Origin of the sequence: Bartonella sp. AA9NXGY, assembly GCF_042196845.1 — a bacterium.
GTDB lineage: Bacteria > Pseudomonadota > Alphaproteobacteria > Rhizobiales > Rhizobiaceae > Bartonella.
In genome coordinates this window covers 37,055-61,747 of the sequence record NZ_JBHIRB010000002.1, presented here as the reverse complement: position 1 = coordinate 61,747, position 24,693 = coordinate 37,055, and the positions used below count along the sequence as shown (strand labels likewise).

The 24,693-nt window shown below is 35.1% G+C and carries 23 protein-coding genes; 10 read left to right on the top strand and 13 right to left on the bottom strand.

From position 1 onward, the window contains the following. The first annotated feature begins 1 nt into the window (after position 1). The 4 genes from ACFIM6_RS01455 to ACFIM6_RS01440 all read left to right on the top strand — a co-directional run bounded on the left by ACFIM6_RS01455 (position 2) and on the right by ACFIM6_RS01440 (position 4,220). The gene (locus ACFIM6_RS01455; protein ID WP_375611349.1) at positions 2-856 is read left to right on the top strand and encodes a TrmH family RNA methyltransferase; all 855 of its coding nucleotides are present in this window, start codon (positions 2-4) and stop codon (positions 854-856) included. Then, positions 846-1,349 carry a signal peptidase II gene (gene lspA, locus ACFIM6_RS01450; RefSeq protein WP_375611348.1) on the top strand — a complete coding sequence of 168 codons (504 nt, stop codon included), beginning with the start codon at positions 846-848 and terminating at the stop codon, positions 1,347-1,349. The genes ACFIM6_RS01455 and lspA overlap by 11 nt, the downstream gene beginning before the upstream one ends. A gap of 1,121 nt (positions 1,350-2,470) precedes the next feature. Continuing rightward, positions 2,471-3,244 carry a Bax inhibitor-1/YccA family protein gene (locus tag ACFIM6_RS01445; protein WP_375611347.1) on the top strand — a complete coding sequence of 258 codons (774 nt, stop codon included), beginning with the start codon at positions 2,471-2,473 and terminating at the stop codon, positions 3,242-3,244. Between the two features lie 112 nt (positions 3,245-3,356). After that, complete coding sequence (locus ACFIM6_RS01440; RefSeq protein ID WP_375611346.1) at positions 3,357-4,220, top strand: endonuclease/exonuclease/phosphatase family protein; 864 nt, start codon at positions 3,357-3,359, stop codon at positions 4,218-4,220. 5 nt (positions 4,221-4,225) lie between these two features. On the opposite strand, the gene polA is transcribed toward ACFIM6_RS01440, so the two are convergent. The 6 genes from polA to ACFIM6_RS01410 form a co-directional block, all read right to left on the bottom strand. Next, complete coding sequence (gene polA, locus ACFIM6_RS01435) at positions 4,226-7,135, bottom strand: DNA polymerase I (protein WP_375611345.1); 2,910 nt, start codon at positions 7,133-7,135, stop codon at positions 4,226-4,228. Between the two features lie 299 nt (positions 7,136-7,434). Next, the gene (gene dnaQ, locus ACFIM6_RS01430) at positions 7,435-8,142 is read right to left on the bottom strand and encodes a DNA polymerase III subunit epsilon (protein ID WP_273790178.1); all 708 of its coding nucleotides are present in this window, start codon (positions 8,140-8,142) and stop codon (positions 7,435-7,437) included. 4 nt (positions 8,143-8,146) lie between these two features. Continuing rightward, the gene (gene coaE, locus ACFIM6_RS01425; protein ID WP_273790177.1) at positions 8,147-8,731 is read right to left on the bottom strand and encodes a dephospho-CoA kinase; all 585 of its coding nucleotides are present in this window, start codon (positions 8,729-8,731) and stop codon (positions 8,147-8,149) included. Beyond that, on the bottom strand, positions 8,728-9,600 hold the full coding sequence (locus ACFIM6_RS01420; protein WP_375611344.1) for a shikimate dehydrogenase: 873 nt from the start codon (positions 9,598-9,600) through the stop codon (positions 8,728-8,730). The genes coaE and ACFIM6_RS01420 overlap by 4 nt, the downstream gene beginning before the upstream one ends. Beyond that, the gene (locus ACFIM6_RS01415) at positions 9,593-10,189 is read right to left on the bottom strand and encodes a Maf family nucleotide pyrophosphatase (RefSeq protein WP_375611343.1); all 597 of its coding nucleotides are present in this window, start codon (positions 10,187-10,189) and stop codon (positions 9,593-9,595) included. Before ACFIM6_RS01415 ends, ACFIM6_RS01420 begins: the two co-directional genes overlap by 8 nt. Further along, positions 10,186-11,025, bottom strand: a complete 840-nt coding sequence (locus ACFIM6_RS01410; RefSeq protein WP_375611342.1) for a pyruvate, water dikinase regulatory protein — start codon at positions 11,023-11,025, stop codon at positions 10,186-10,188. The genes ACFIM6_RS01415 and ACFIM6_RS01410 overlap by 4 nt, the downstream gene beginning before the upstream one ends. 552 nt (positions 11,026-11,577) lie before the next feature. Between ACFIM6_RS01410 and rho the strand changes: the two genes are divergently transcribed. The 6 genes from rho (at position 11,578) to ACFIM6_RS01380 (ending at position 18,546) form a co-directional block, all read left to right on the top strand. Further along, on the top strand, positions 11,578-12,843 hold the full coding sequence (gene rho / locus ACFIM6_RS01405) for a transcription termination factor Rho (RefSeq protein WP_015857121.1): 1,266 nt from the start codon (positions 11,578-11,580) through the stop codon (positions 12,841-12,843). A gap of 31 nt (positions 12,844-12,874) precedes the next feature. Next, positions 12,875-14,182 (top strand): tRNA uridine-5-carboxymethylaminomethyl(34) synthesis GTPase MnmE, encoded by a 1,308-nt coding sequence (mnmE, locus tag ACFIM6_RS01400; protein WP_375611341.1) that lies wholly within the window; start codon positions 12,875-12,877, stop codon positions 14,180-14,182. A 106-nt stretch (positions 14,183-14,288) separates the two neighbouring features. After that, on the top strand, positions 14,289-16,157 hold the full coding sequence (gene mnmG / locus ACFIM6_RS01395; protein ID WP_375611340.1) for a tRNA uridine-5-carboxymethylaminomethyl(34) synthesis enzyme MnmG: 1,869 nt from the start codon (positions 14,289-14,291) through the stop codon (positions 16,155-16,157). Next, positions 16,157-16,804, top strand: coding sequence for a 16S rRNA (guanine(527)-N(7))-methyltransferase RsmG (gene rsmG / locus ACFIM6_RS01390; protein WP_375611339.1), 648 nt, complete (start codon positions 16,157-16,159; stop codon positions 16,802-16,804). Before mnmG ends, rsmG begins: the two co-directional genes overlap by 1 nt. Before the next feature lie 6 nt (positions 16,805-16,810). After that, positions 16,811-17,608: a ParA family protein gene (locus ACFIM6_RS01385; RefSeq protein ID WP_273790170.1), complete on the top strand. Its 798-nt coding sequence runs from the start codon at positions 16,811-16,813 to the stop codon at positions 17,606-17,608. A 41-nt stretch (positions 17,609-17,649) separates the two neighbouring features. Further along, positions 17,650-18,546 (top strand): ParB/RepB/Spo0J family partition protein, encoded by an 897-nt coding sequence (locus tag ACFIM6_RS01380; RefSeq protein WP_375611338.1) that lies wholly within the window; start codon positions 17,650-17,652, stop codon positions 18,544-18,546. A 23-nt stretch (positions 18,547-18,569) separates the two neighbouring features. Here ACFIM6_RS01380 and ACFIM6_RS01375 read toward each other — a convergent pair whose 3' ends face one another. The 7 genes from ACFIM6_RS01375 to dapF form a co-directional block, all read right to left on the bottom strand. Further along, entirely contained in the window at positions 18,570-19,037 is a 468-nt protein-coding gene (locus ACFIM6_RS01375; protein WP_375611337.1) for a hypothetical protein, read from the bottom strand. A 196-nt stretch (positions 19,038-19,233) separates the two neighbouring features. Then, positions 19,234-19,731, bottom strand: a complete 498-nt coding sequence (locus tag ACFIM6_RS01370) for a hypothetical protein (protein ID WP_375611336.1) — start codon at positions 19,729-19,731, stop codon at positions 19,234-19,236. Between the two features lie 2 nt (positions 19,732-19,733). Then, positions 19,734-20,495 (bottom strand): hydroxyacylglutathione hydrolase, encoded by a 762-nt coding sequence (gloB, locus tag ACFIM6_RS01365; RefSeq protein ID WP_375611335.1) that lies wholly within the window; start codon positions 20,493-20,495, stop codon positions 19,734-19,736. Between the two features lie 62 nt (positions 20,496-20,557). Beyond that, entirely contained in the window at positions 20,558-21,244 is a 687-nt protein-coding gene (locus ACFIM6_RS01360) for a septation protein A (protein WP_375611334.1), read from the bottom strand. Further along, a complete protein-coding gene (gene ftsY, locus ACFIM6_RS01355; protein WP_375611333.1) occupies positions 21,241-22,494 on the bottom strand; it encodes a signal recognition particle-docking protein FtsY in 1,254 nt (417 codons plus the stop codon). Before ftsY ends, ACFIM6_RS01360 begins: the two co-directional genes overlap by 4 nt. A gap of 14 nt (positions 22,495-22,508) precedes the next feature. Next, a complete protein-coding gene (mtaB, locus tag ACFIM6_RS01350; protein ID WP_375611332.1) occupies positions 22,509-23,792 on the bottom strand; it encodes a tRNA (N(6)-L-threonylcarbamoyladenosine(37)-C(2))-methylthiotransferase MtaB in 1,284 nt (427 codons plus the stop codon). Then, positions 23,792-24,643: a diaminopimelate epimerase gene (gene dapF, locus ACFIM6_RS01345; protein WP_375611331.1), complete on the bottom strand. Its 852-nt coding sequence runs from the start codon at positions 24,641-24,643 to the stop codon at positions 23,792-23,794. Before dapF ends, mtaB begins: the two co-directional genes overlap by 1 nt. Positions 24,644-24,693 lie beyond the last annotated feature (50 nt).

Sequence of the window (24,693 nt, the reverse complement as noted above, 5' to 3'; positions counted from 1 at the left end):
TATGTGTAGACCCAAAACTGGTAGAGTGAAAGAAATTACCTCTCTTAGCAACCCCATCATAAAAAATCTTAAAGCACTTAGCCAAAAGAAAAACCGTAATAGAGAAGGTCTTTTCATGGCAGAAGGATTGAAATTGGTCATTGATGCTCTCAATCTTGGCTGGACAATACAGACGCTTATTTTTTCTAAAAGTGAAATCGGTAATGCTACTATCGAAAATACTGCCGCACGTGCTGTAGCCAACGGTGGTTTTGTTATTAAAGCCTCACAAAAGGTTATGGAATCACTTACCCGACGCGATAATCCACAAACAGTTATTGGTATTTTCAAGCAAAAATGGCACTCTTTTGAAATGATAAAAGGGCAGATTAAAGATGTTTACATCGCGCTTGATCGTGTACGTGATCCTGGAAACCTTGGTACCATTATTCGAACCGCTGATGCTGTAGGTGCTAAAGGTGTTATTTTAATTGGCGAGACAACAGACCCTTTCTCGCCTGAAACAGTCCGCGCAACCATGGGATCTATTTTCTCTGTACCACTTTATCGTTTTGATGAAAACGGCTTTTTAAACTGGTCTTCTCACTTTAAAGGTATGATTGTTGGAACACACCTCAAAGGTTCTCTGGATTATCGCACACTTGACTTCAAAAATGGCCCTATTATCCTTTTAATGGGGAATGAAAAACAGGGATTATCAGATCTTCTTACGAATCGGTGTGATAAACTTACGCGTATTCCACAAAGCGGACGAGCAGACTCGCTTAATCTAGCTGTAGCAACAGCTGTTATGCTTTATGAAATCCGTCGCCCCTATTTAATACTGGAACCATGTGAGGAAAAACATGATTCGTAAATCACTCCCTTTTCTTCTCTTGGGCTTGGCTTTTACAGTAGTACTTGATCAAGCTGTCAAATACTGGGTTATGCACAATATGCCTTTAGGAACAGAAATTTCGCTTATTCCTTTTCTTTCCCTTTATCATGTGCGCAATTCTGGCATTGCATTTTCGTTTTTTTCTTCCTTTTCTCAGTGGGGAATCATCGCCATCACGATCATTGTGATTATCTTTCTTCTATGGTTATGGAAAAATACTGAATATAATAAGTCTTTAATGCGCTTTGGCCTTATTCTTATTATTGGGGGAGCCATCGGCAATCTCATTGATCGTATTCGCTTTCATCATGTCACTGATTATATACTTTTTCATATTGATGATATTTTTTATTTTGCTATTTTCAACCTTGCAGATAGTTTTATCACTCTCGGTGTTATTGCCATCCTTATTGAAGAATTGCGTACTTGGATGAAAGCAAGGCGTCATTCCAATAGTACATCTTCTCACTGATATGTTCAGTGCCTTAGAAAACAGAGATTATTGACCATCACAAGTCTGATTACGCATTGATTTCTCTTAATCAATTCTTGTTGCTCGTCATTTCACGTGTTTCTCTTCATGGGACTATAAGATCTTACTTTCTTTTCAACTTTACATTTCTACACTTAGTTAGTGCAAAAGAAATGAACTCAAATAGAATCAATATTTTTTATCCATGTGTCCTACATCACAATTTTTGAGGAGACATTTCACAGCATTCGAAGTTCTGTTTATTTGATTAGAACAATTGCTTTTCGTATGTTTTTTAGTTTTTACAGATATCGATTTTACAGAGCCTTTCTTAAGTGCTTCGTTTAAAAACTCTCCTTTTTTATTTTATATATTGTTTAATAAAAAACATTTTTTCAACTATTTTCAATGGTGTCTTGTTAAAGCAACATATTGATTATAAATATAAATTACCGTTTTTCATATTGAATAAAAGCCCTTACTATTCTAAATCTCTTTTATTTGGAATCTGTTCATGTTGAATCCATTAAAACCATGTCTCTTGCAAGACACAAGCAAATCAATAATCTTGATTGATTTAATATGAACAGATTTTCAACCAGAGAATCTTGCGATATTCGGAGTATCATTTAGCATTCAAAAAGACAATTTATCATTATACATCAATATATTATAAAAAATCCAATTCAATAGCTCTTATAACCGTGCAAAACAGATGCAATATTGGAGGTTGAAATAGTGTGATGATACTTGCCGCTCTTCTCATAAACGCAAAAATAGTGAATATTTTATAAGGGATTGTATTACATAGTTTCTGTGAAAATAGAAAAGTTTTTAAGTATAGTCTTTTTATCTTGCAAAAATATGGCAAAAAATGGAAATATTTTTTATTAAAATGAACTATTTCCTTACCAATTTGTAAGGTTCCTTCTTCATATAAATCTCTTGTAATTTTTAAATAAATCTCCATAATAAGAGCATATATGCTGGAATTCTGTCAGTGATTCTTAAGGGTTTTTGTATTTGCCCAATTAAGGCTTATACCAAGCTTATCTGTGTAATGACAGAGACACCTTTAAAGCCCTATACCTGACAGAACATATGCTAAAGGATTTTATATTATGGCTAATTTTAAAGATTTACGTTCGGCACCTGCTTCTCATGCCGATGCATCAATTGATCAGGGATTACGCGACTATATGTTGGGTGTCTACAATGCAATGGCCATTGGTTTGCTTATTACAGCTGCTGCCGCTTATGCAATTGTATCATTAGCAACGACAACAGATATGAGCCAAGCAGCAGCTCAAATCAATAGCAGTGTTTATCTAACACCATTTGGAGTAACATTTTATACATCGCCATTCTCTTATATTGTTATGTTTGCACCACTCATAGCAGTCTTATTTCTCAGTTTTAAAATTAATACATTGAGCACAAATGCTGCTCGTAGTCTCTTTTTTGGTTATGCTGCTCTGGTTGGTCTTTCACTGTCTTCAATCGTTTTGCGCTATACGACAGAAAGTGTTGTGCAAACCTTTGTCATTTCCGCCGCAACTTTTGGAGCTCTTTCACTTTATGGATACACAACAAAGCGTGATCTCACAGCAATCGGTTCATTCTTATTCATTGGATTGATCGGCTTGTTGCTTTCCATGATTGTGAACATTTTTCTTGGATCAAGCGCTTTGCAGTTTGCTATCTCTGTGATTGGTGTTTTTATCTTTGCTGGTTTAACAGCCTACGACACCCAGAGCATTAAGTTGATGTATTATGAAGGAGATGAAAGCGATACCAGAGGACGTAAAGTTATTATGGGCGCGCTGAATCTTTATCTTGATTTCATCAATATGTTTGTCTTCTTGCTACAGTTTCTTGGCTCAAACCGTGATTGATTGCAAAAATCATTACTTAATTAAAGAACCTTGTTTCTAAAAGAAACAAGGTTCTTTTGTTTTTAGTGTAAATCTTTACCCTCTGCTTCTTAGAAACTATTCTTTTCGCAAAATGACAAAAATCCCTTATAAGCAAAAATTCCCTTGGTTTACCGGTTTTATCCAACAAAAACTCCATAGCTCCTTTTTAAATACAATTCATAGCCGCTCTCATCATCAATCAAACATTGTCAATCAAAATAGTAATTATGATCTGACCGTTGCTTCCTATAATGTGCATAAATGTGTAGGTGTTGATAAAGTTTTTAATCCTACAAGAATTGTCCGTGTTATTACTGAATTACAAGTTGATATTCTTGCTCTTCAAGAAGCAGATAAACGTTTTGGGGAACGCATCGGTTTGATTAATCTTCAGCTATTAAAAGCTGAAACCGGTTTGATTCCTGTACCTCTTAATACTATGTCACCTCATGGCCATGGTTGGCATGGGAATGCTCTTTTTTTGCGAAAGGGATATGTACGTGATACTTTACAAGTCACTCTTCCTAGTATTGAACCACGTGGGGCTGTAGTTGTAGAGTTGGAAATGGAAGCAGGCCCTATTCGTATTATTGCGGCTCATTTTGGCTTATTACGTTACTCTCGTAAACAACAAACAAAAATGCTCCTTGAAATTTTCCAAAAACGCCCCCTTATGCCTACACTCCTCATAGGAGATTTTAATGAATGGCGAATGGGAAAAGGCTCATCTTTAAATCATTTTTCTCCCTATTTTGATAGCACTTTTGAAGTTGTACCAAGCTTTCCCTCTCGTTTTCCTTTGTTAGCCCTTGATAGAGTTTTTTCTTTTCCCCACCAATTGGTAACAAGTATTGAAAATCATTATTCACCACTTGCACGCATTGCTTCAGATCATTTGCCTATCAAAGCCTATCTTAATCTTTCTAACGCAATCAACATTCTTAAAAATAAATAAAAAAATTAATGTGCCTCATCCCAATTTTGAGCCGTCATGACTTTTACTTCAAGCGGTACAGATAAAGATAGAACCGGTATTGTAGCATTTTCCATAACATTTTTAACAACAGTCATGGTTTTTTTACTTTCTTCTTCTGGTACTTCAAAAATCAGTTCATCATGCACTTGCAGCAACATTTTTGCTGATAGTTTTTCTTCTTTTAAAGCATCTTCCATATGTATCATAGCGCGGCGAATGATATCGGCCGCAGAACCTTGAATTGGAGCATTGATAGCTGCTCGCTCATTAAGAGAACGAATTTTTACATTCTTTGCTTTTATTTCTGGATAATGGATACGACGTCCAAAAATTGTTTCTACATAACCATTTTCACGTGCAAAGATTTTAGTTTTCTCCATATAATCTTTAATTCCTGGAAATCTTTCAAAATACAGTTGAATATAACGACCCGCTTCTTGGCGTGAAATTCCCAATTGATTGGCTAATCCAAAAGCTGAAATACCATAAATAATACCAAAATTAATCGCTTTTGCACGCCGTCGTATATCCGAATGCATTCCCTCTATTGCAACGCCAAACATTTGTGATGCCGTTATAGCGTGAATATCATGCCCTTTAGCAAAAGCTTCTTTTAATGCTTTTATATCCGCAATATGTGCAAGAATGCGCAATTCAATCTGACTATAATCAGCAGAAAGCAATACATGTCCTTTGGGAGCAATAAAAGCTGTTCGAATTTTACGTCCTTCAGCAGTTCGCACTGGAATATTTTGCAAATTTGGCTCTGATGATGATAACCGACCTGTTGATGTTATTGCCAAAGAATAATTCGTATGAACACGCCCTGTTTTTGGAAAAATATAAGAAGGCAAAGCGTCTGTATAGGTAGATTTTAGCTTTGCAAGTTGACGCCACTCAATAATTTTACGCGGTAAAATATGACCTTCAGCAGCCAACTCTTCTAAGGTTTGTGCAGAAGTTGACCATTGACCACCCTTGGTCTTAACACCTCCGAGCAATCCCATTTTGCCAAAAAGGATATCACCTAATTGCTTTGGCGAAGCAAGATTAAACTTTTCATCAGCTTGTTTATAAATTTCCTCTTCTAGAATCAAAGCAGCTTGTGCCAACTCTCCAGAAAGACGCAATAAAATCTGCCGATCAATAAGAATCCCCCGTTCTTCCATTCTTGCAAGAACTTTTACAAGGGGTCGATCAAGACGCTCATAAATTTTTGTCATCCCACGAGCAACAAGTTGCGGTTTCAATACTTGCCAAAGGCGCAGCTTTATATCAGCATCTTCCGCCGCATAAAGGGTTGCTTGTTTTAAATCTACTTGTGCAAAAGAAGTAATTTTTTTTCCGTTATGCGTTAAATCTTTATAGGCAATTGGTTTATGCTCAAGCCAACGTTCAGACAAATCATCCATATTATGGGTTAAAGTTCCAGCATCAAAAGCATATGATAAAAGCATGGTGTCGTCAAAAGAGCTTATCATAATGTCGTATTGCTTCATCACCAACCAATCATATTTTATATTATGACCAATTTTTAACACCGCTGAATCTTCTAATATCGGTTTTAAAAGTGCTAAAGCTTTTCGGGCCTCAATCTGTGAGGCAATGCGCCCGCCCCTCAAAAGGTCCTCTTCTCCTTCATCAAAATGTTCAAGAGGTATATAAGCTGCTTTTTCCGGCTGTAATGCGAGTGAAAAACCAACAAGCTTTGCTTGCATCGGATCAAGAGATGTTGTTTTAGTATCAAAAGCGAAAAAACCCTGCTCCTGTGCTTGTGATAACCACTCTTTTAAAATTTTCTCATCAAGAATTGTTGTATAAGTAGCTCTTGTAATTTTTTGAGTCAGCGCTTGATCTTTACGTTTTTGTGCAAAAACTTGTGGAGAATTTTCAGAAAAACTATGAAGAGATGCGTGCTCAGTATTCTTGATCTCAGAATCATGCCTGGGGCTTAGTTTTTCCCATTCAACATCTATATCAAGTGCGTCAATAACAGCTGCATCGCATGACGTTGCCTCTGCCACGCGACGCGTTAATGTTGAAAACTCCATCGCTTTCAAAAAAGAAATTAAACGTGGACCATCTTGTGGCTCCAAAACAAAATCATCTAAATCATTATCTATAGGAACATCTGTTTTAAGCCTGACAAGTTCACGAGACATTTTAACTTGTTCTCTATAAGCTTGAATGTTTTCACGCCGTTTTGTTTGTTTAATTTCTGTTACGCGTTGCAATAAAAGATCAAGAGAACCAAATTCATTTAATAACTGAGCTGCAGTTTTTGGACCAATGCCTGGAATACCCGGTACATTATCTGTTGAATCTCCAATTAATGCTTGTAAATCAATCATTTTTTCAGGCGCAACACCCCATTTTTCTATAACTTCTGAGATACCTATATGCTTATCTTTCATTCCATCATACAAAGATACATGCGTATTTACGAGTTGCATAAGATCCTTATCAGAAGAAATAATGGTTGTTTTTGCCCCAACCTTTGTTGCAAATTTTGCATAGGTAGCAATTAAATCATCCGCTTCAAAGCCTTCCTTTTCAATACAAGGCAAATTAAAAGCCTTCGTTGCTTGGCGTATTAGCGCGAATTGAGGAATTAGATCTTCAGGAGGTTCAGCGCGATTCGCTTTATATTCAGGATAAATTTGTTTCCGAAAAGTATCAGATGAATAATCAAAAATAACAGCAAAATGTGTTGGAACAACACCCGTAGCTGTATTACGAGCATCACATAGTAATTTCCATAACATATTGCAAAAACCAGCTACTGCTCCTACAGGAAGTCCATCCTTTTTACGTTTTAAAGGCGGCAAAGCATAATAAGCACGAAAAACATAGCCTGATCCGTCAACCAAAAAAAGATGATCTGTTGCTTTCATTACAATTTTTTCTCCATTTCAGCTAAAAAAACAATTTGTCCTTATATATTTTTTCACTTTGCCTCTAAAAAGCCATTTTTTCTTTTCATAAGACATGAAGTCGTTGCACTTTATATTAAGTACCTAGAGCTTTTCTTTGCTGTTACAGGATTAATAGCTTTCATTTTGCTCCTCCTATGATAGCTGAGGTACGATGTAGCGACAGGGTCGTTGTGGTGTTCCCCTCCCCACAACGACCGTTTTTTTTGACATCTATATTCTTTAATTTCAATCGTGACTTTTTTAGAGAAAAGATGATGTTATTCATGAATTTTGAAATTATTCCACAGAGCTTTTTCACCCATTTTGTAGATAAAATCAGCGTGTAACTTTTTTTCTTGCGTACTCAATCTTGAAGGTAAAGCCTGTGGGCGAATTTTAACGGCATAAGATGTATCTTTATCATTCTGGATATGTTCATCAACACCCCTTCTGTTATCAAAACCCAATACACCTTGTTTTCCACCGATAAGCTCAATATAAACATCGGCTAGAATCTCTGCATCAAGCAAAGCACCATGAAGAACACGATGGCTGTTATCAATTCCAAAACGTTTGCATAAAATATCAAGAGAATTAGGACCCATAGGAAATTTACGCCGCGCCATAGCCAGTGTATCAAGAATATTATCAACACTGATAAGCGGTTTGTTGACACGTTTTAATTCTGCATTAATAAAACCAATATCAAAACTCGCATTATGCGCAATCATTGTCGCGTCTTTGATAAATTCTAAAAACTCATCAACAATATCACTAAAACTTTTCTCGTTTTTTAGGCGTTCATTGGTTAATCCGTGAATTGCTACAACTTCATCAGGAATAATAACGCCTTCAGGGTTTAAATAAACATGAAATTGGCGTCCTGTGAGATAACGATCAACCATTTCTACACAACCAATTTCGATTATGCGATCTTTTTCTTTATCTAAACCTGTTGTTTCTGTATCAAAAATAATTTCCCGCATAACTTCAATTCTTTAGTTTTTTTATTACATCAAAAACCTGTTGACGTGTATTCTCTAAATCTTTCCCTGTATCAATAATAAAATCAGCACGTTCTCGTTTTTTTTCATCTGGCATTTGTTGAGCATTGATAAAGGCAAATTTTTTCTCATTCATACCTTGGCGAATCATGACACGTTCTTTTTGTATTTCTGGTGGAGCAGAAACAACAATAACGCTATCCACACGACTTTCACCATTTTTTTCAAACAAAAGTGGAATATCAAGAATAACGAATTTTTTCCCTTGTTCACGCGCTATATCAATAAATTCCCTTTCTTTTTCTTGCACCAAAGGATGAATTATTTTTTCTAATGTTTGTAATTTTTCTTTATCATCAATCAAAATTTCAGAAAGTTTCAAACGGTTAACTTCACCGTTTTCAACAACACCAGGAAAAATACGCTCTATGAATGACAAAGCTGGCTCACTTTTATAAAGCTGTTTTACTGCTTCATCAGCACTAAAAACAGAAATACCCGCTTGCTTGAAAAAATCAGCAACTGTTGATTTTCCCATAGCAATTGATCCCGTTAATCCTATGATCTTCATTCTCTTTTTTCACTCATATCCTCTAAAATAGCTGTCCGTAAAGCTTTTGTTACCTGTGGTCTTATTCCAAACCACTGTTCAAACCCTATAACAGCCTGATGTAGAAGCATCCCAAGCCCATCAACCGTCTTGAGATCACAAGCCTTTGCCTGTTGTAAAAAAGGAGTTATCAATGGTGTATAAATAATATCTGTTACTAACGCCGTTTTTTTTGCTTTATGAAAATCGCAAAAAAAAGAATCACTTTTTTCTTCTGGACTTTTTATACCAATAGAGGTTGTATTAACAATCAAATCAACTTGATGAAGTATTTCATGGATTTTATGCCAATCGTAAACTTTAATGATTTTTCCAAAATGCTGAGCTAAATTATCAGCACGTTGTTTTGTACGGTTAATCAGATAAATCTGTTCAAATCCGCGTTTTTTTAAGGCATATATGATAGCGCGTGCGGCACCACCTGCTCCAAAAACAAGAGCTGTTTCCCCTCCCCAATCAGATGCAAAATCATCAAGATTAGCGCTAAAACCATAGGCATCACTATTCGTGGCACAAAGCTTATCTCCTTCATACCAAAGTGTATTAACAGCACCAATCATTGTTGCTCTCTCATCTTTATAATCTGCTAAACGAAAAGCTTCCTGTTTATAAGGCAAAGTAACATTTCCTCCACAAAAGCCTATTTTTTGTAAAGACGCAATAAAATGACTGAATTCTTCAGATGTTACTTCTTGTGCAATATATTCTCCTTGTAAACCATATTGTTTAAGCCAAAAATTGTGAATTTTTGGCGATTTTGAATGATGAATTGGAGAACCAACAACAAAAGCACGCGGATAATTTGTTTTTTTTATTGTTAAGTCAACCATCAATAATTCCTAAGTGACGCAGTTTTATGAGTAGAGGCAGTAAAGGTAAACCAACAATGGTAAAAAAATCTCCTTCAATTTTTTCAAAGAGATGAATTCCTTCTCCTTCAATTTGATATACTCCCACGCTGTTTAAAACATCTTTTCCTACGCGTGCTAAATAACGTTCAATAAATTCTGATGAGAGTAAACGGACGGACATATGTGCACTAAAAGCTTCAACCCAAATTTTTTGACCATTTTTAAATAAAGCTACCGCACTATGAAGAGAATGGGTTTTTCCTGATAATTCACATAAACGTTGATGTGCTTCTTTTATATTTGTTGCTTTGTGAAAAACTTGACCTTCAAAATCAAGAACTTGATCACAACCAATAACGAAAGCATCAGGAAAACGGTCTGAAACATTTTTTGCTTTTGCGCTCGCAAGAAAACAGCTGAGTTCTTTAGGTGTTTTTTCTTTTGCTTTTTTTTCTACTTCTCTTTCATCAAAAGAAGCTCCTTCAATGGAAAAATTTAAGCCTGCTTTTTTTAATAATTTTGCACGATAAAAACTAAGAGATGCTAATATTAACGTATCTGCGTTCATGAGAATTTTCTCTCATTTCCTTCACGAAATCGTGATAACAGTTCAAATATTGCAGCAGCAGTTTCTTCAATAGAACGTCTTGTGACATCAATAATAGGCCAACCAAAACGTTCGCAAATGCGTTTTGCATGGATTAATTCTTCAGCTATGTTGATACGATTTGTATAATTATCAAGAGCAAAACTTTCTCCCAAATCTCGATTTTGGCGGATATGTGAGATTCTTTCAGCTGAAGCAATTAAACCAATAATTAAAGAATTTTTTGCCTCTAAAAGGGATTCTGGCAAATCAATATTAGGAATAAGAGGAATATTAGCCGTTTTTATTCCGCGATTTGCTAAATAGATACTTGTTGGCGTTTTAGAGGTTCTTGAAATTCCCACAAGAATCACATCTGCTTCGGATAAGCTACTGGAAGACTGTCCATCATCATGCTCTATTGTAAAATCCAGTGCCTCAATACGGCGAAAATAATCCGCATTAAGATCATGTTGTGCGCTCGCACGTAAATGTGTTGGCATTCCAAGGTAAGACTGAAAAGCATTTAAAACAGGATGTAATATATCAATACAGGGAACTTTTATTTTTTTACACATTTTTTGAAGGAGAAGTTTAAATTCTTCATCAATCATTGTGTAAAGAACAATACCTGGTTCTTGTTGTATTTCATCAAGAGCTTTTTGTAACTGTATTCTATTACGAATCATAGGATAGATATGCTCTGTTGCCTGAATCATTGCATATTGCGATGCTACAGCTCTTCCAACAGAAATTAATGTTTCTCCTGTTGCATCAGAAAGCATGTGTAAATGAAAGAATTTTTTTTCTTTTGTCACAAAAATTTTAACTCCTTGTTAAGACATGTGTATATATCCTCACCGTTTTTTATAAAACTAAAATTTATGAAAAATTCTCCTTTTTTATGCACAAATTAAATGCTTGTGATAATTTAATCCCTCTTATAAAAAAAGAGGGGATAATATCTTTAAGATAGTGATATTTTTATTCTTTTTTCAGTTCCTTTTGTGGATAAAATTGAGGATAAATAATAATCCACACTAAACACAGTTATAAATAAGAATAATCCTTTCTTTAATATAAATTTATTAATATAAATTTCTGTAAAAAATACTTTTGAATAGCATTTCATTAATGCTATAATCTTAACTCACATTTTTGTTATTAAAATAATTAAATACTATTTGGATTTTATATTTTTTCAAGTTTTTCATATAATTACTTAATATTACAGGAACAAATTTCATATAAATGGTACTTGCAGATTAAAAAAATTGAGTGTAGGATATTTTTTCTTAATAATATTTCACTCATAAATTTCCATAAATTATTTAGAACAATCTTCTCCTTAATTACAAAGAGCATATTTCATGCAAAAAATGAAACTACAAGAACTTAAAAGCAAAAATCCCGTTGAGCTTGTTTCTTTTGCTGAAACATTAGAAGTTGAAAATGCCTCCCTTATGCGCAAACAAGAATTAATGTTTGCTATCTTGAAAAAACTTGCTCTACAAGACGTTGAAATTATAGGAGAAGGTGTTGTTGAAGTTTTACAAGACGGATTTGGATTTTTGAGATCTGCTGATGCTAATTATCTTCCTGGTCCTGATGATATTTATCTTTCACCTGCACAAATACAGTCGTTTTCTTTAAAAACAGGCGATACAATTGAAGGTCCCATACGCAGTCCAAAAGAGGGAGAACGTTATTTTGCTCTCCTTAAAATTAATACAATTAATTTCGAAAAACCTGAAAAGATTCGTTATAAAATCCACTTTGATAATCTTACTCCTCTTTATTCAAATGAACGTTTCCAAATGGAAATACAAGATCCTACAGAGAAAGATATGTCATCACGCGTGATTGATTTGATATCTCCATTGGGAAAAGGACAAAGAGGGTTAATTGTAGCTCCTCCTCGGACGGGAAAAACAGTTTTACTTCAAAATATTGCTCATTCTATTACCACTAATCATCCTGAATGTTATCTCATTGTTCTTTTAATTGATGAACGACCAGAAGAAGTTACTGATATGCAGCGTTCAGTAAAAGGAGAAGTGGTTTCTTCTACTTTTGATGAACCTGCAATACGTCACGTACAAGTGGCAGAAATGGTTATTGAAAAAGCCAAACGTCTTGTTGAATATGGGCGTGATGTTGTTATTCTTCTCGATTCTATTACACGTCTTGGGCGTGCATATAATACAGTTGTTCCTTCTTCAGGTAAAGTTTTAACAGGTGGTGTGGATGCAAATGCCCTCCAGCGTCCAAAGCGTTTTTTTGGTGCAGCACGTAATATTGAAGAAGGCGGATCTTTAACCATTATTGCAACGGCTTTGATTGATACAGGAAGTCGTATGGATGAGGTTATTTTTGAAGAATTTAAAGGAACAGGTAATTCGGAAATTGTTCTTGATCGAAAAGTTGCTGATAAACGTATTTTCCCTGCTATGGATATTTTAAAGTCAGGAACGCGTAAGGAAGAACTTCTGGTAGAACGACAAGATTTACACAAAATTTTTGTTCTTCGTCGTATTTTAGCATCTATGAATGTAACAGATGCAATTGAATTTTTGATTGATAAATTAAAGCAAACAAAAAATAATAGTGAATTTTTTGATTCAATGAATACGTAGAGTCATTAAAGTTTTTATTAGGATAAAACCTGTGGATACAATCTTTGCTGTTTCGAGTGGATTGTTACCTTCAGGGGTTGCAGTCATTCGGCTTTCTGGTCCTCATGTTGTGGATATAGTTAAAACGCTTTGTGGTCGTTTACCTAAAGCACGTTTTATGCATTATGGAAATCTTACTGCTCGTGATGGTAGTTTTTTAGATTCTGGTTTAACTGTTTTTTTTCCTGCTCCTCATAGTTTTACGGGGGAAGATTGTGCAGAATTCCATTTACATGGAGGAAAAGCAGTCGTTAATCGTTTTCTCGATGAATTGTCGACATTTTCTGGATGCCGTATTGCAGAAGCAGGTGAATTTTCACGTCGTGCTTTTATGGAAGGAAAATTAGATCTTGTTCAAGCAGAAGGTCTTGCTGATTTAATAGAAGCAGAAACGGAAAGCCAACGGCGTTTAGCTGTTATGGGTACAAGTGGACATTTAACGACGCTTTATCGTGATTGGCGTCATAAGCTTATGAAGGCGCGTGCTTTTATTGAGGCAGAACTTGATTTTGTTGATGAAGCAGATATTCCCAACGCAATATCTGATAAAGTTTGGAAAGATGTTCAGGATCTTTGTACTTCTATTCGGGAATATATTACTAAAGGAGAACGTGCGAGTATTTTACGTGATGGATTAAAAATTGTTATTGCTGGTGCTCCAAATTCTGGAAAATCAAGCATTATGAATCGTCTTTCAGGAAGATCTGTTGCTATTGTAACGGAAGAAGCAGGAACAACCCGTGATGCTTTAGAAATGAGAATTATTCTTGGTGGTTTACCTGTTTTTTTAACCGATACTGCTGGTTTTAGAAAAACAGAAAATAAAATAGAACAGATGGGAATAGAAATTGCTAAACAGCATGTTAGGGAAGCTGATTTGGTTATTTTGGTTTATGATATAGGAAATCCTAAGCAAGTTGATTTACCAGAAACATCGGCTGAAATATGGTGTGTTGGCAATAAGCTTGATCTTTATGAAAAAAATGATCAGCGTTGGTCTATACAATTTTCCGCATTAACTGGTTTAAATTTTGATTATTTTATAAAAGAACTTGAATTATTTTGTCATCATCGTGCTTCTGAAATTGGAAATATTGTTCCAGCACGTAAAAGGCAACTTCAATTATTAAAGGAGGCTGTTAAAGAGATTGAATTTTCTCTTAATTATCATTCCCTTGATCTCAGTTTACGTGCAGAACATCTCCGTTGTGCAAGTGATTTTCTTGGGAAAATTACAGGAGATATTGATGTTGAAGATTTGCTTGATATTATTTTTTCAGAATTTTGTGTTGGTAAATAATGATTCACGTGAAACATTGATTATTTCATAGACAGATTATAAAGATTATGTAATTTATATCCTGTTTCACGTGAAACCTTAGAATATTTTCTACGGAATGAATTAAATGCAATCATATGATGTTGTTATTGTTGGTGGTGGTCATGCTGGCTGTGAAGCGGCTTCAGCTTCAGCACGTGTAGGAGCCAAAACAGCGCTTGTTACACATAAAATATCAGCACTGGGAACAATGTCGTGTAATCCTGCTATTGGTGGACTTGGAAAAGGGCATCTAGTTCGTGAAATAGATGCGTTAGATGGTCTTATGGGAAGAGCAGCGGATGCTGCTGGAATTCAGTTTAGACTACTTAATAGACGTAAAGGACCGGCAGTAAGAGGACCACGGACACAGGCAGATAGACAACTTTATAAAAAAGCAATTCAAAAATTATTAAAAGAACAAGAAAATCTTACTCTTATTGAGGATGAAGTTATTGATCTGGTTGTTAAAGATAATTGTGTATCAGGTGTTATTTTAAAAAAACAAGGAACAATTTTTTCTGGTGCTGTTGTTTTAACAACAGGTACGTTTTTAAATGGCTTTATTCATATTGGTAATAAAACATGGGCTGCTGGTCGTATGGGAGATCAGTCAAGTGTAAAACTTGCTGAACATTTGAAAAAATATCATATAAAACTTGGACGATTAAAAACAGGAACCCCTGCTCGTTTGAGTAAAAAAACAATTGCTTGGGAAGCTCTCCAAAAACAACAAGCAGATGAAAATCCCATACCCTTTTCTCTTTTAACAGAGAAAATTGAACAACCACAAATTGAATGTGCAATAACACGTACAAATGAGAAAACACATCAAATTATTCGCGAGAATATTTATCGCTCTGCTTTATATTCTGGAAATATTGAAGGGTTAGGACCACGTTATTGTCCTTCTGTTGAAGATAAAATTGTGAAATTTGGAGAACGTGATGGACATCAGATCTTTCTGGAACCAGAAGGATTAAATGATAATACTGTTTATCCAAATGGTCTTTCTACTTCTCTTCCTGAAAATGTACAAATTTCTCTATTGAAAACCATTGAAGGATTGGAAAATGCTATAGTTTTGCAACCTGGTTATGCTATTGAATATGATTTTGTTAATCCACAACAATTAACGAGAAGCTTAGAATTACGCTCTTTACCAGGTTTATTTTTAGCAGGCCAAATTAATGGTACAACAGGATATGAGGAAGCAGCAGCACAAGGACTTTTAGCTGGATTAAATGCTGCACGTAAAGTAGGTAAATTAGATGAAATACTTATAAGTCGTTCTACTGCTTATATTGGTGTTATGATTGATGATTTGGTTTCACGTGGTGTTTGTGAACCTTATAGGATGTTTACATCACGTGCTGAATTTCGTTTATCTTTACGATCTGATAATGCTGATACGCGTTTAACACCTTTGGCACAAAAATGGGGTATTGTAAGTAAAATACGTTGGGAATGTTATCAGAAAAAACAACAACGGCTTGATCAAGCACGATCAATATGTCAAAATCTTTTTTTAACACCCAATGAAGCTTCTGCTCATGGATTACATGTTAATCATGATGGAATTCGGCGTTCGGCTTATGATTTTCTTGCTTATCCTCATATGACCTTAGAGCGTCTTTCAGATTTTTGGCCACAATTAAAAACAATTGATTCTAAAACAGCAGAATCTTTAGAAATTGAAGCACAATATGCGGTTTATTTAGATAAACAAGCACAAGATATTGCCTCTCTTCAGAGAGATGAGCGTTTAGAAATTCCTTCTTCTCTCGATGTTCAGGCAATTTCAGGTCTTTCAAATGAACTTAAATCAAAAATTCAAGAAGTGTCGCCGCGTTCAATTGCTGATGCACAAAAAATTGATGGCATGACACCCGCCGCGTTATCGCTTATTATTACACATATTCAACGTCAACGACGTGAAAAGGCTAAAACAGCTTAATGAATTTTTCTACAGAAAAAAAATATCAACAATTATTAAATATTGTTCCTTCTGTTTCACGTGAAACGATGGAAAATTTAATTCAGTTTGAGTCTTTAATACTTCAGTGGAATGCACATATTAATTTGATATCTGCTACAACTATACCAGATCTATGGACACGACATATTCTAGATTCAGCACAAATTTTTCCTTTGTATGCTCATTCTTTACATTGGTGTGATTTAGGATCAGGAGGAGGTTTTCCTGCAATTGTGATTGCTATCTTTTTGAAAGAAAAAAAAGCAGGACATATTAATCTTGTTGAAAGTAATGGGAAAAAAGTTGCTTTTTTGCGAACAGTTATTGCTCAACTTAATCTTCCAGCAACGGTTTATCACGCTAGAATTGAAGATATATATCAAAAAATTCCCATATCTGATATTATAACAGCACGGGGATTAGCGCCGCTTGATACTCTTTTACAACTCATTTTTCCTTTATTAACAGAAAAAACAATAGCTCTTTTGCAAAAAGGTCGGGATTACGCTACAGAAATAAAAAATGCCTCTGCCAATTGGCACTTTGATCTGTTAAAACATAAAAGTAAAGTTGATGAAAATTCTGTTATTTTGGAAATTTCTCATATTCGATCATATAGAGGGTAGAGCAAAATGAGCGAAACACGAATTATCGCTATTGCAAACCAAAAGGGTGGAGTCGGAAAAACAACCACAGCAATTAATCTTGCTACAGCTTTAGCGGCTATTGGTGAAAATGTCCTTATTATGGATGTTGATCCACAAGGTAATGCTAGTACAGGTTTAGGGATTGATCGTAATAGCCGTCCTTTATCTTCTTATGATGTTTTGGTTTCGGGCGTTTCAATTACACAGGCGGCTTTAAAAACAGCCGTACCCAATCTTTATATAGTTCCCTCTACACTTGATCTCTTAGGTGTGGAAATGGAAATTTCTTCATCAAAAGATCGCATACAACGCTTACGTAAAGCTCTCTATGATGATCCGGAAATGGAAAAAAAATTCAATTATATTTTAATTGATTGTCCTCCCTCCCTTAATCTTTTAACACTTAATGCTATGGGGGCTGCGGATTCTGTTTTAGTGCCTATGCAGTGTGAATTTTTAGCACTTGAAGGTTTAAGTCAATTACTTGAAACAGTAAAACAAGTGCGATCCGTACTTAATCCATCTTTAGAGATCCAAGGTATTGTTCTAACAATGTATGATGGACGTAATAACCTTTCAAATCAAGTTGTTGAAGATGTACGTTCTTTTATGGGAGATAAAGTTTATCGTACTGTTATTCCACGAAATGTAAGAGTATCAGAAGCGCCTTCTTTTGGCAAACCTGTATTGCTTTATGATCTTAAATGTGCTGGGAGCCAAGCTTATTTGCGTCTAGCATCAGAAATGATTCAACGTGAAAAACAAGCACGTGCTGCTGCTTAAAAATGTAAAATTTTTTGTAAGAAAACTCAAAGAGCAAAATTATGAACGATGATCTATCAAAAAAAAGACTAGGACGTGGATTAGCGGCATTGATTGGAGATATCAATTTAAACAACAATATTGCACGTTCATCAAGCTTTGATAAATTAAATGAATCCGGTAGTCTTTCTGAGCGATTTATTTCTATTGAATCTATTTCATGTAATCCTCACAATCCTCGGCGTCATTTTACTGAAACAGAGCTTGATAATTTGACACAATCAATTCGTCAACACGGTGTGGTTCAACCGGTTATTGTGAGGCCTTTAAGAGATCATCCTCATCGGTTTGAATTGATTGCGGGTGAACGGCGCTGGCGTGCAGCACAACGTGCAAATTTAAGTCAATTACCCGTTATTATTCGTGATGTGGACGATAAAACGGCTTTGGAATTGGCAATTATTGAAAATGTTCAACGTGCAGATCTTAATCCTATCGAAGAAGCAAAGGGATATGAGATGCTTCTAAATGAACATGATTATACGCAAGTAGATTTAGCGCAAGTTATAGGAAAAAGTCGTAGTCATGTTGCAAATACGCTTCGTTTGTTAAAACTTCCAGAAAAAGTACAACAATTCTTAACTGATGGACAACTTTCTGCAGGTCATGCACGTTGTCTTATAACCGTTGATGATCCACAAAATTTAGCTGAGAAAATTATTTGTGAAGGGCTTTCAGTACGTCAAACAGAAATACTTGCATATGAGCAAGCTAATCCTAAAACTAAAAAGCGTACCAATACGGAGAAAGATGCTGAAACAAAATCTTTAGAAAAATTACTTGCAGATGTGATAGGAATGAAAGTTATTATTCGACATGGTAAAAAAGGTGGAGATTTAAAAATACATTACTCTTCATTAGAACAATTAGATGAAATTTGTCGGCGTTTACAAAGTTAATCAATTGTTCTAAAAAGATTTTTTTAACAGTTATCTTTTAAAATTTTTATTATTCTATACATATGCTCTTTAGCAAATTCTATATTTCTTGCAGGTAAAGAGTTTTTTTCATAAGTAGAATTTTCTTCATCAGTAAGTACATACAATGTCGCTTGAAGTGCTAGGTGAGCAACAACAAAATCTTTCGGTGTTATATTATTTTCTTTTAAAATATTTACAAGTTTTGGATTATTAAAAATATAGGAAGCGTATTTTTCAATATTATCATCATAAGTACTGAGATCACTTTTTGTATTTGTTTGTTCTGGTTCTGAAGATAAATTTCTACATTCTGCTTTGATTTTTTCCAGCTTTAAAAGAATATCTTCTGTTAAGGGATAATTTGCAATGAAAGGCGGTATAAAAGAAGGATCATCTATTTCTTGTTTTTTTTCTTGAGCGTATGATACAAAAGGAAAAATGAAGAAAAAACACAATAGAAGTTTAAACATGACGAAAAATTATCCTTTCTTTTTTGAATTTCAATAAATATTTTTCCGTCTGTTATTCTTTATTTTTAGAAAAACATTTGTAAATATAATCGAAATAAAAACAATTATTAGGAATGGTAAAAACACGGTGTTTTTTTAATGCACGTACTTTTTTATTAGATTAATGGGATGATATTTTTTAATGTCTCATAGCTGATTAGTTGCTCAAAATGAGTTTTTCACAGCTATCTAAAAGAATTGTCGCTTTGTAAAAATGTTTTTTAACAAATTCAAGATTGTTTAGAAATATAGTATTTTTCTCAGTAGAATATTCCTTTTCAGGTACAAATATGAGAAGCGCTGATATTTCTTTAAGAGCTAAGGTTCCTGAAGCAAAATCTTTCGGTGTTATATTATTTTCTTTTAAAATATTTACAAGTTTTGGTTTACTAGAAATATAGGTAGTGTAATTTTCAATACTAGAGTGGATACTAGAATCATAAGTTATAAGATTATTTTTTGTTTCTGGAAGTAAGTTTTTACATTCTTTTTCAATTTTTTCCAGCTTTAAAAGAAAATCTTCTGTTAAGGGATAATTTGCAATGAGAGATGATATAAGAGAAGAATTATCTGTTTCCTTTTCCTCTGCCCTTGTTAGTTGAATATGTATCACGAAAAGAAAAAGGAGGAACAAACGTAATACGAACTTACGCATGGTTAAAAATTGTCCTTTCTTCTTCGAATTTCAGCAAAAACTTCTTCATCTGTTTCTTCTTCCATTACAAGGTTTCTTCGCAATACACTATCATCCCAGCGGAGAAAGGGATTGGTGGCTTTTTCTTGCCCTAAGGTTACTGGTAAAGTCATAGCGTTTTTTGCACGTAGCAAAAAAACTTCCTCTATTCTTTGGTGGAGTTTTTTATTATGTGGGTCAATTGTTAGTGCGAAAAGAGCGTTATTTTTTGTATATTCATGTCCACAATAAAGAAGTGTTTCATCAGGAAGTTTACGAAGTTTTTTTAAAGAATTCAGCATTTGTGCTGGTGTTCCTTCGAAAAGACGTCCACAGCCCAATGAAAAAAGTGTATCTCCAGCAAAGAGTAAATTCTTTTCAGGAAAATAGTAAGATAATGCGCCTAGAGTATGACCAGGTGTTGAAAGAGCTAAAAGAAGGTGTGAGCCAAAAGAAAAACTTTCATCAGGTTGAAGTGTTTTATCAAGATGATCAATCTTTTCTTTTTCTGCTTCTGGTCCGATAACCGTAGTGTTGTAAACTTGTTTTAATTCTGATAGGGCTTCTACATGGTCGTGATGATGATGAGTTACAAAAATAGTGTTAAGTGTCCAATTGTGGCGCTTTAAGGCGTTGTGAATCGCTTTGCCTTCAGGAGCATCTATTGCAGCTGTCATACCACTTTTTTCATCATGAAGGAGTACACCGAAATTGTTTTCTCGACAAATAAACTGTTCAATCAACATATTTTTTCTCCCGAACAGTGTTTGGCGATGAATCTATAAAATAATCGGTAGTGATGATTTTTTTAAGAATCAGATTTGTCCTCTTCTGTAAAAAGTCCTTTTGAATGTTTTATAATTATAGGCATTTGGGTAAGCATGAAAAGGACTGTTATAGGCATGACGCCAAATACTTTGAAACTTGTCCAGAAATTATCGCTAAAATTACGCCAAATTATTTCATTCAAAATGGCAAGAAAAATGAAAAAAAACGCCCAACGATAGGTAAGTTTTTGCCAACCTAAATCATCAAGTTTTAAGGTAGAATCAAGAGCATAACGTAAAAGTGGTTTTTTAAAAAACATCCCACCAAAAAGTATAAAAGCAAATAAGCTATTAATGATTGTTGGTTTCATTTTTATGAAAGTTTCATTATGAAGCCAGAGAGTTAGAAAGCCAAAAACTAAAACAAATATTCCTGAAATAAGAGGCATAATAGGAATTTGTCTTGCAAGGATCCATGATAAGCTTAGGGAAATAATAATAGCTACCATAAAAATAGCTGTTGCAGGGAAAATAGGCTTACTAAAATTTTGAAAAAATCCAATGTTTTTTATCAGCCATCCTCCCTTATAATTGGCAAAAAAGAAGGCAACCAATGGACCCATTTCCAAAAGAAACTTAAGTGTTGGTGAGAGAGAATTTTTTTTATTGTTATTCATCTTTTTTTCAGAATTATTGTGTAAATTAGGATTAGATAAAGGCTGTTTCATGCGTGTTTTCCTGCAATAGTTTCGGCAAAGTCAGAAGCAGAAAAGGGTTGAAGGTCTTCAATATCTTCTCCTATACCGATAAAATAAACGGGTAATTTATATTTTGCTGCGATAGCGACAAGAATTCCTCCTCGTGCAGTCCCATCTAGCTTTGTCATAACTAAACCATTAACACCAGCAATATCACGGAAAATGTCCACTTGGTTGAGTGCATTTTGTCCGGTTGTTGCATCAAGAGTTTGAAGGATTGTGTGGGGTGCTTGGGGGGTGTGTTTTTTTAAAACACGAATAATTTTTGCCAACTCATCCATTAATTCAGATTTATTTTGTAAACGCCCTGCTGTATCAATAATTAATACATCACTGTTTGTTTTTTTTGCTTTTTCATAAGCATCAAATGCTAAGCTGGCGGCATCTGCACCCAATTTTGTCGAAATAACAGGAGAATTGGTACGTTCACCCCAAATGTGTAGTTGCTCAATAGCAGCGGCTCGGAAAGTATCACCTGCTGCCAGCATAACTTTTAATCCCCCTTCTGTTAATTTGGCTGAAAGTTTTCCAATAGTTGTCGTTTTTCCAGTGCCATTTACACCTACCAGCAAAATAACATGAGGTTTATGGCTGAGATCAAGTTCTAATGGTATTGCAACAGGTTCCAGAACTTTTTTGACCTCATCAGCTACAATAGTATGAATATCATCTGGGGAGAGGTTTTTTCCGTAACGACTGGAAGCTAAAGTATTTGTGATGCGTGTTGCCGTCTCTACACCTATGTCAGCTTGGATAAGAATATCTTCGAGCTCTTGCAATGTATCTTCATCAAGTTTTCTTTTAACAAAGAGATCGCCAATTGATCCGCTTAGGCGTTGTGAAGAAAGGGATAGGCCTTTTTTAAGGCGCCCAAACCACGCTGTTTTTTTTTGTTCAACAGAAGGTTCAGATAAAATTTCTTCATTCTTTTTTTCACGGATGTTGTCTGTGACAATAATTTTACCAGAAAAGGGAATTTTATCAGAATGGGATTCTAGAAATGGAGATTTTTCATCATATTTTGTAAGTATTGACTCTGGATTTTTTGTTTGTTCTTCTTTTTCTGTGTTTATAGAGATTTGATTATTTTTTGTCTTTTCATTTTTGTCTTTATTTTCTTCTATTATATCGCTTTTATCAGGAATAGAAATCTGTTGTTCAATTTCTTGCTCTTGAGATTTGTTAAAAGAGAATATTTTTTTTATAAAAGATTTAGTCATAAGAATTCTCCTGCTCAAGCAGCGTTTAATTTTGGAGGGACAGCAATCAATTTATCGCCATCATGATCAACGATAAGGGCTTGAACAATTGTTCCTGCTTTTGCACCTTTAACTTGTACAAGAGTATAATCTTCTGTTCGTCCGATTTCATCTTTTTCAACGAGAATTGTTTGTAGACTGTTTTGTAAATGAGCAAGATGCTTTTTGTAAGCCATATCACCTACTTTACGCAATTTTTCAGCACGCAGCTTAATTATTTTACGGTTGATTTGTGGCATACGTGCGGCAGGTGTTCCTTCTCTTGGACTAAAGGGAAAGACATGGAGATGGGTTAAATTACAATCTTTGATTAAGGAAAGACTATTTTGAAACATCTCTTCTGTTTCTGTAGGAAAACCAGCAATTAAGTCGGCACCATAAACCATTGTAGAACGTTTGGCACGCAACTCTTGGCAAAATTGAATGGCATGTTCGCGCAGATGACGCCGTTTCATCCGTTTTAAAATCATATTATCACCTGCTTGCAAAGATAAATGCAAATAGGGCATGATTCTTGTTTCATAAGCTAAAAGATTTATGAGTTCTTCGTCTGCTTCAATAGAGTCAATAGATGAGAGGCGTAATCGGGCTAAGTCAGGGACATGATGCAAAATAGCTGAAGTTAATTTTCCTAGAGTAGCTTTTCCAGGAAGATCGTGGCCATAACTTGTAAGGTCAACACCTGTAAGGACCACTTCTTGGATACCCCCACCTATCAGCTTTTTAATTTGTTCTATGACAGCACCCATGGGAACTGAACGAGATGGTCCTCGTCCATAAGGAATAATGCAAAATGTACAGCGGTGATCGCATCCGTTTTGTACCTGTACAAAAGCGCGGGTGCGCTCTTGCATTGCACTGACCATATGTGGAGCAATTTTTTGTACTTCCATAATGTCATTGATATGCATCTTTTCAGAATGATTAATACCAAAATCAGGAAGTTGACGATAAGAATGAGCGTGAAGTTTATCTTCGTTTCCTAAAACAAGATCTACTTCTGTCATTGAGGCAAAATTTTGTGCTTCTGTTTGGGCTGCACACCCTGTTACAATGATACGCGCATGAGGATTTTCACGTCTTGCTTTGCGGATAGCTTGTTTTGCTTGTCGTACGGCTTCGGCAGTGACAGCACAGGTATTAAAGATAATAGCACCATCTTTAAGTTGATCTAGCCCTGAAGAAGTACTTTCTTTGCGAATGATTTCCGATTCGTAGCTATTAAGTCGACAACCAAAAGTTACAATTTCTATTGCCATCAGGAGTGATCCTTTTTGTAGCACCCTGTTAAAGGGCTTAAAAAACCACTAAAGTGATATTTAATTGGTCCTGTCATGATAATATGATCGTCTTCTCGGTAAAAAATATTAAGTGTTCCCTTTGGTAAATTTACATCAACATGGCGCTCTGTAAGTCCACGACGATAAGCGGCCACTGCACTTGCACAAGCAGCACTCCCACATGCTTGTGTTAATCCTGCCCCTCGCTCCCATGTACGTAAATTTAGACTTTTCTTTGACGTTATGCAAGCAATGGAAATATTGCACCGTTCGGGAAACAGGGGATCATGTTCAAGTTTTGGCCCATATTTTTCTAATGGAATATGTTGAATATCATTTTCAACAAAAAAGATAGCATGGAGATTGCCAATGGATATGAGACAAGCGTCTTTTAGGGGACCAGCCATAATTTCTACGTGATTGGTATCAACTATTTCACGTGAAACAGGCATCTCTTTTGCACTGAAATTTGGGCATCCCATATCAACAGAAATGAGATTATCGGTTTGGTATTTTCCTTCAATAATTCCAGCGGGAGTTTCTAAATGAAATTTTTCACCAAAATTGTGATCTTTAAGCCATGCGATGACACAGCGGGTACCATTGCCACAAGCTTTAGCCATTGATCCGTCGGCATTCCATATTTCTATGCGGAAGTCGGTTTTTTTCTGGGTTGGTGTGTGGATAGCCATGATTTGATCAAAATGCATTTCAGGATCTGCCGACAAAGCAAGGATTGCTTGTGGTGTAAGAGCGTATGTGCTTTCACGCATATCAACAACAATAATTTGATTTCCAAGACCGTCCATTTTGCTAAATGGCGTTTTCATGAAACTTCTCTATTTCTAATGATTACTTATAAAAAGATATATGACTGAAA

Excerpts from the sequence above, each read along its gene's own strand:
- ACFIM6_RS01455 (WP_375611349.1), top strand. The coding sequence starts at position 2 with ATGTGTAGACCCAAAACTGGTAGAGTGAAAGAAATTACCTCTCTTAGC.
- lspA (WP_375611348.1), top strand. The coding sequence starts at position 846 with ATGATTCGTAAATCACTCCCTTTTCTTCTCTTGGGCTTGGCTTTTACA.
- ACFIM6_RS01445 (WP_375611347.1), top strand. The coding sequence starts at position 2,471 with ATGGCTAATTTTAAAGATTTACGTTCGGCACCTGCTTCTCATGCCGAT.
- ACFIM6_RS01440 (WP_375611346.1), top strand. The coding sequence starts at position 3,357 with ATGACAAAAATCCCTTATAAGCAAAAATTCCCTTGGTTTACCGGTTTT.
- polA (WP_375611345.1), bottom strand. The coding sequence starts at position 7,135 with ATGAAAGCAACAGATCATCTTTTTTTGGTTGACGGATCAGGCTATGTT.
- dnaQ (WP_273790178.1), bottom strand. The coding sequence starts at position 8,142 with ATGCGGGAAATTATTTTTGATACAGAAACAACAGGTTTAGATAAAGAA.
- coaE (WP_273790177.1), bottom strand. The coding sequence starts at position 8,731 with ATGAAGATCATAGGATTAACGGGATCAATTGCTATGGGAAAATCAACA.
- ACFIM6_RS01420 (WP_375611344.1), bottom strand. The coding sequence starts at position 9,600 with ATGGTTGACTTAACAATAAAAAAAACAAATTATCCGCGTGCTTTTGTT.
- ACFIM6_RS01415 (WP_375611343.1), bottom strand. The coding sequence starts at position 10,189 with ATGAACGCAGATACGTTAATATTAGCATCTCTTAGTTTTTATCGTGCA.
- rho (WP_015857121.1), top strand. The coding sequence starts at position 11,578 with ATGCAAAAAATGAAACTACAAGAACTTAAAAGCAAAAATCCCGTTGAG.
- mnmG (WP_375611340.1), top strand. The coding sequence starts at position 14,289 with ATGCAATCATATGATGTTGTTATTGTTGGTGGTGGTCATGCTGGCTGT.
- rsmG (WP_375611339.1), top strand. The coding sequence starts at position 16,157 with ATGAATTTTTCTACAGAAAAAAAATATCAACAATTATTAAATATTGTT.
- ACFIM6_RS01385 (WP_273790170.1), top strand. The coding sequence starts at position 16,811 with ATGAGCGAAACACGAATTATCGCTATTGCAAACCAAAAGGGTGGAGTC.
- ACFIM6_RS01380 (WP_375611338.1), top strand. The coding sequence starts at position 17,650 with ATGAACGATGATCTATCAAAAAAAAGACTAGGACGTGGATTAGCGGCA.
- ACFIM6_RS01375 (WP_375611337.1), bottom strand. The coding sequence starts at position 19,037 with ATGTTTAAACTTCTATTGTGTTTTTTCTTCATTTTTCCTTTTGTATCA.
- ACFIM6_RS01370 (WP_375611336.1), bottom strand. The coding sequence starts at position 19,731 with ATGCGTAAGTTCGTATTACGTTTGTTCCTCCTTTTTCTTTTCGTGATA.
- gloB (WP_375611335.1), bottom strand. The coding sequence starts at position 20,495 with ATGTTGATTGAACAGTTTATTTGTCGAGAAAACAATTTCGGTGTACTC.
- ACFIM6_RS01360 (WP_375611334.1), bottom strand. The coding sequence starts at position 21,244 with ATGAAACAGCCTTTATCTAATCCTAATTTACACAATAATTCTGAAAAA.
- ftsY (WP_375611333.1), bottom strand. The coding sequence starts at position 22,494 with ATGACTAAATCTTTTATAAAAAAAATATTCTCTTTTAACAAATCTCAA.
- mtaB (WP_375611332.1), bottom strand. The coding sequence starts at position 23,792 with ATGGCAATAGAAATTGTAACTTTTGGTTGTCGACTTAATAGCTACGAA.
- dapF (WP_375611331.1), bottom strand. The coding sequence starts at position 24,643 with ATGAAAACGCCATTTAGCAAAATGGACGGTCTTGGAAATCAAATTATT.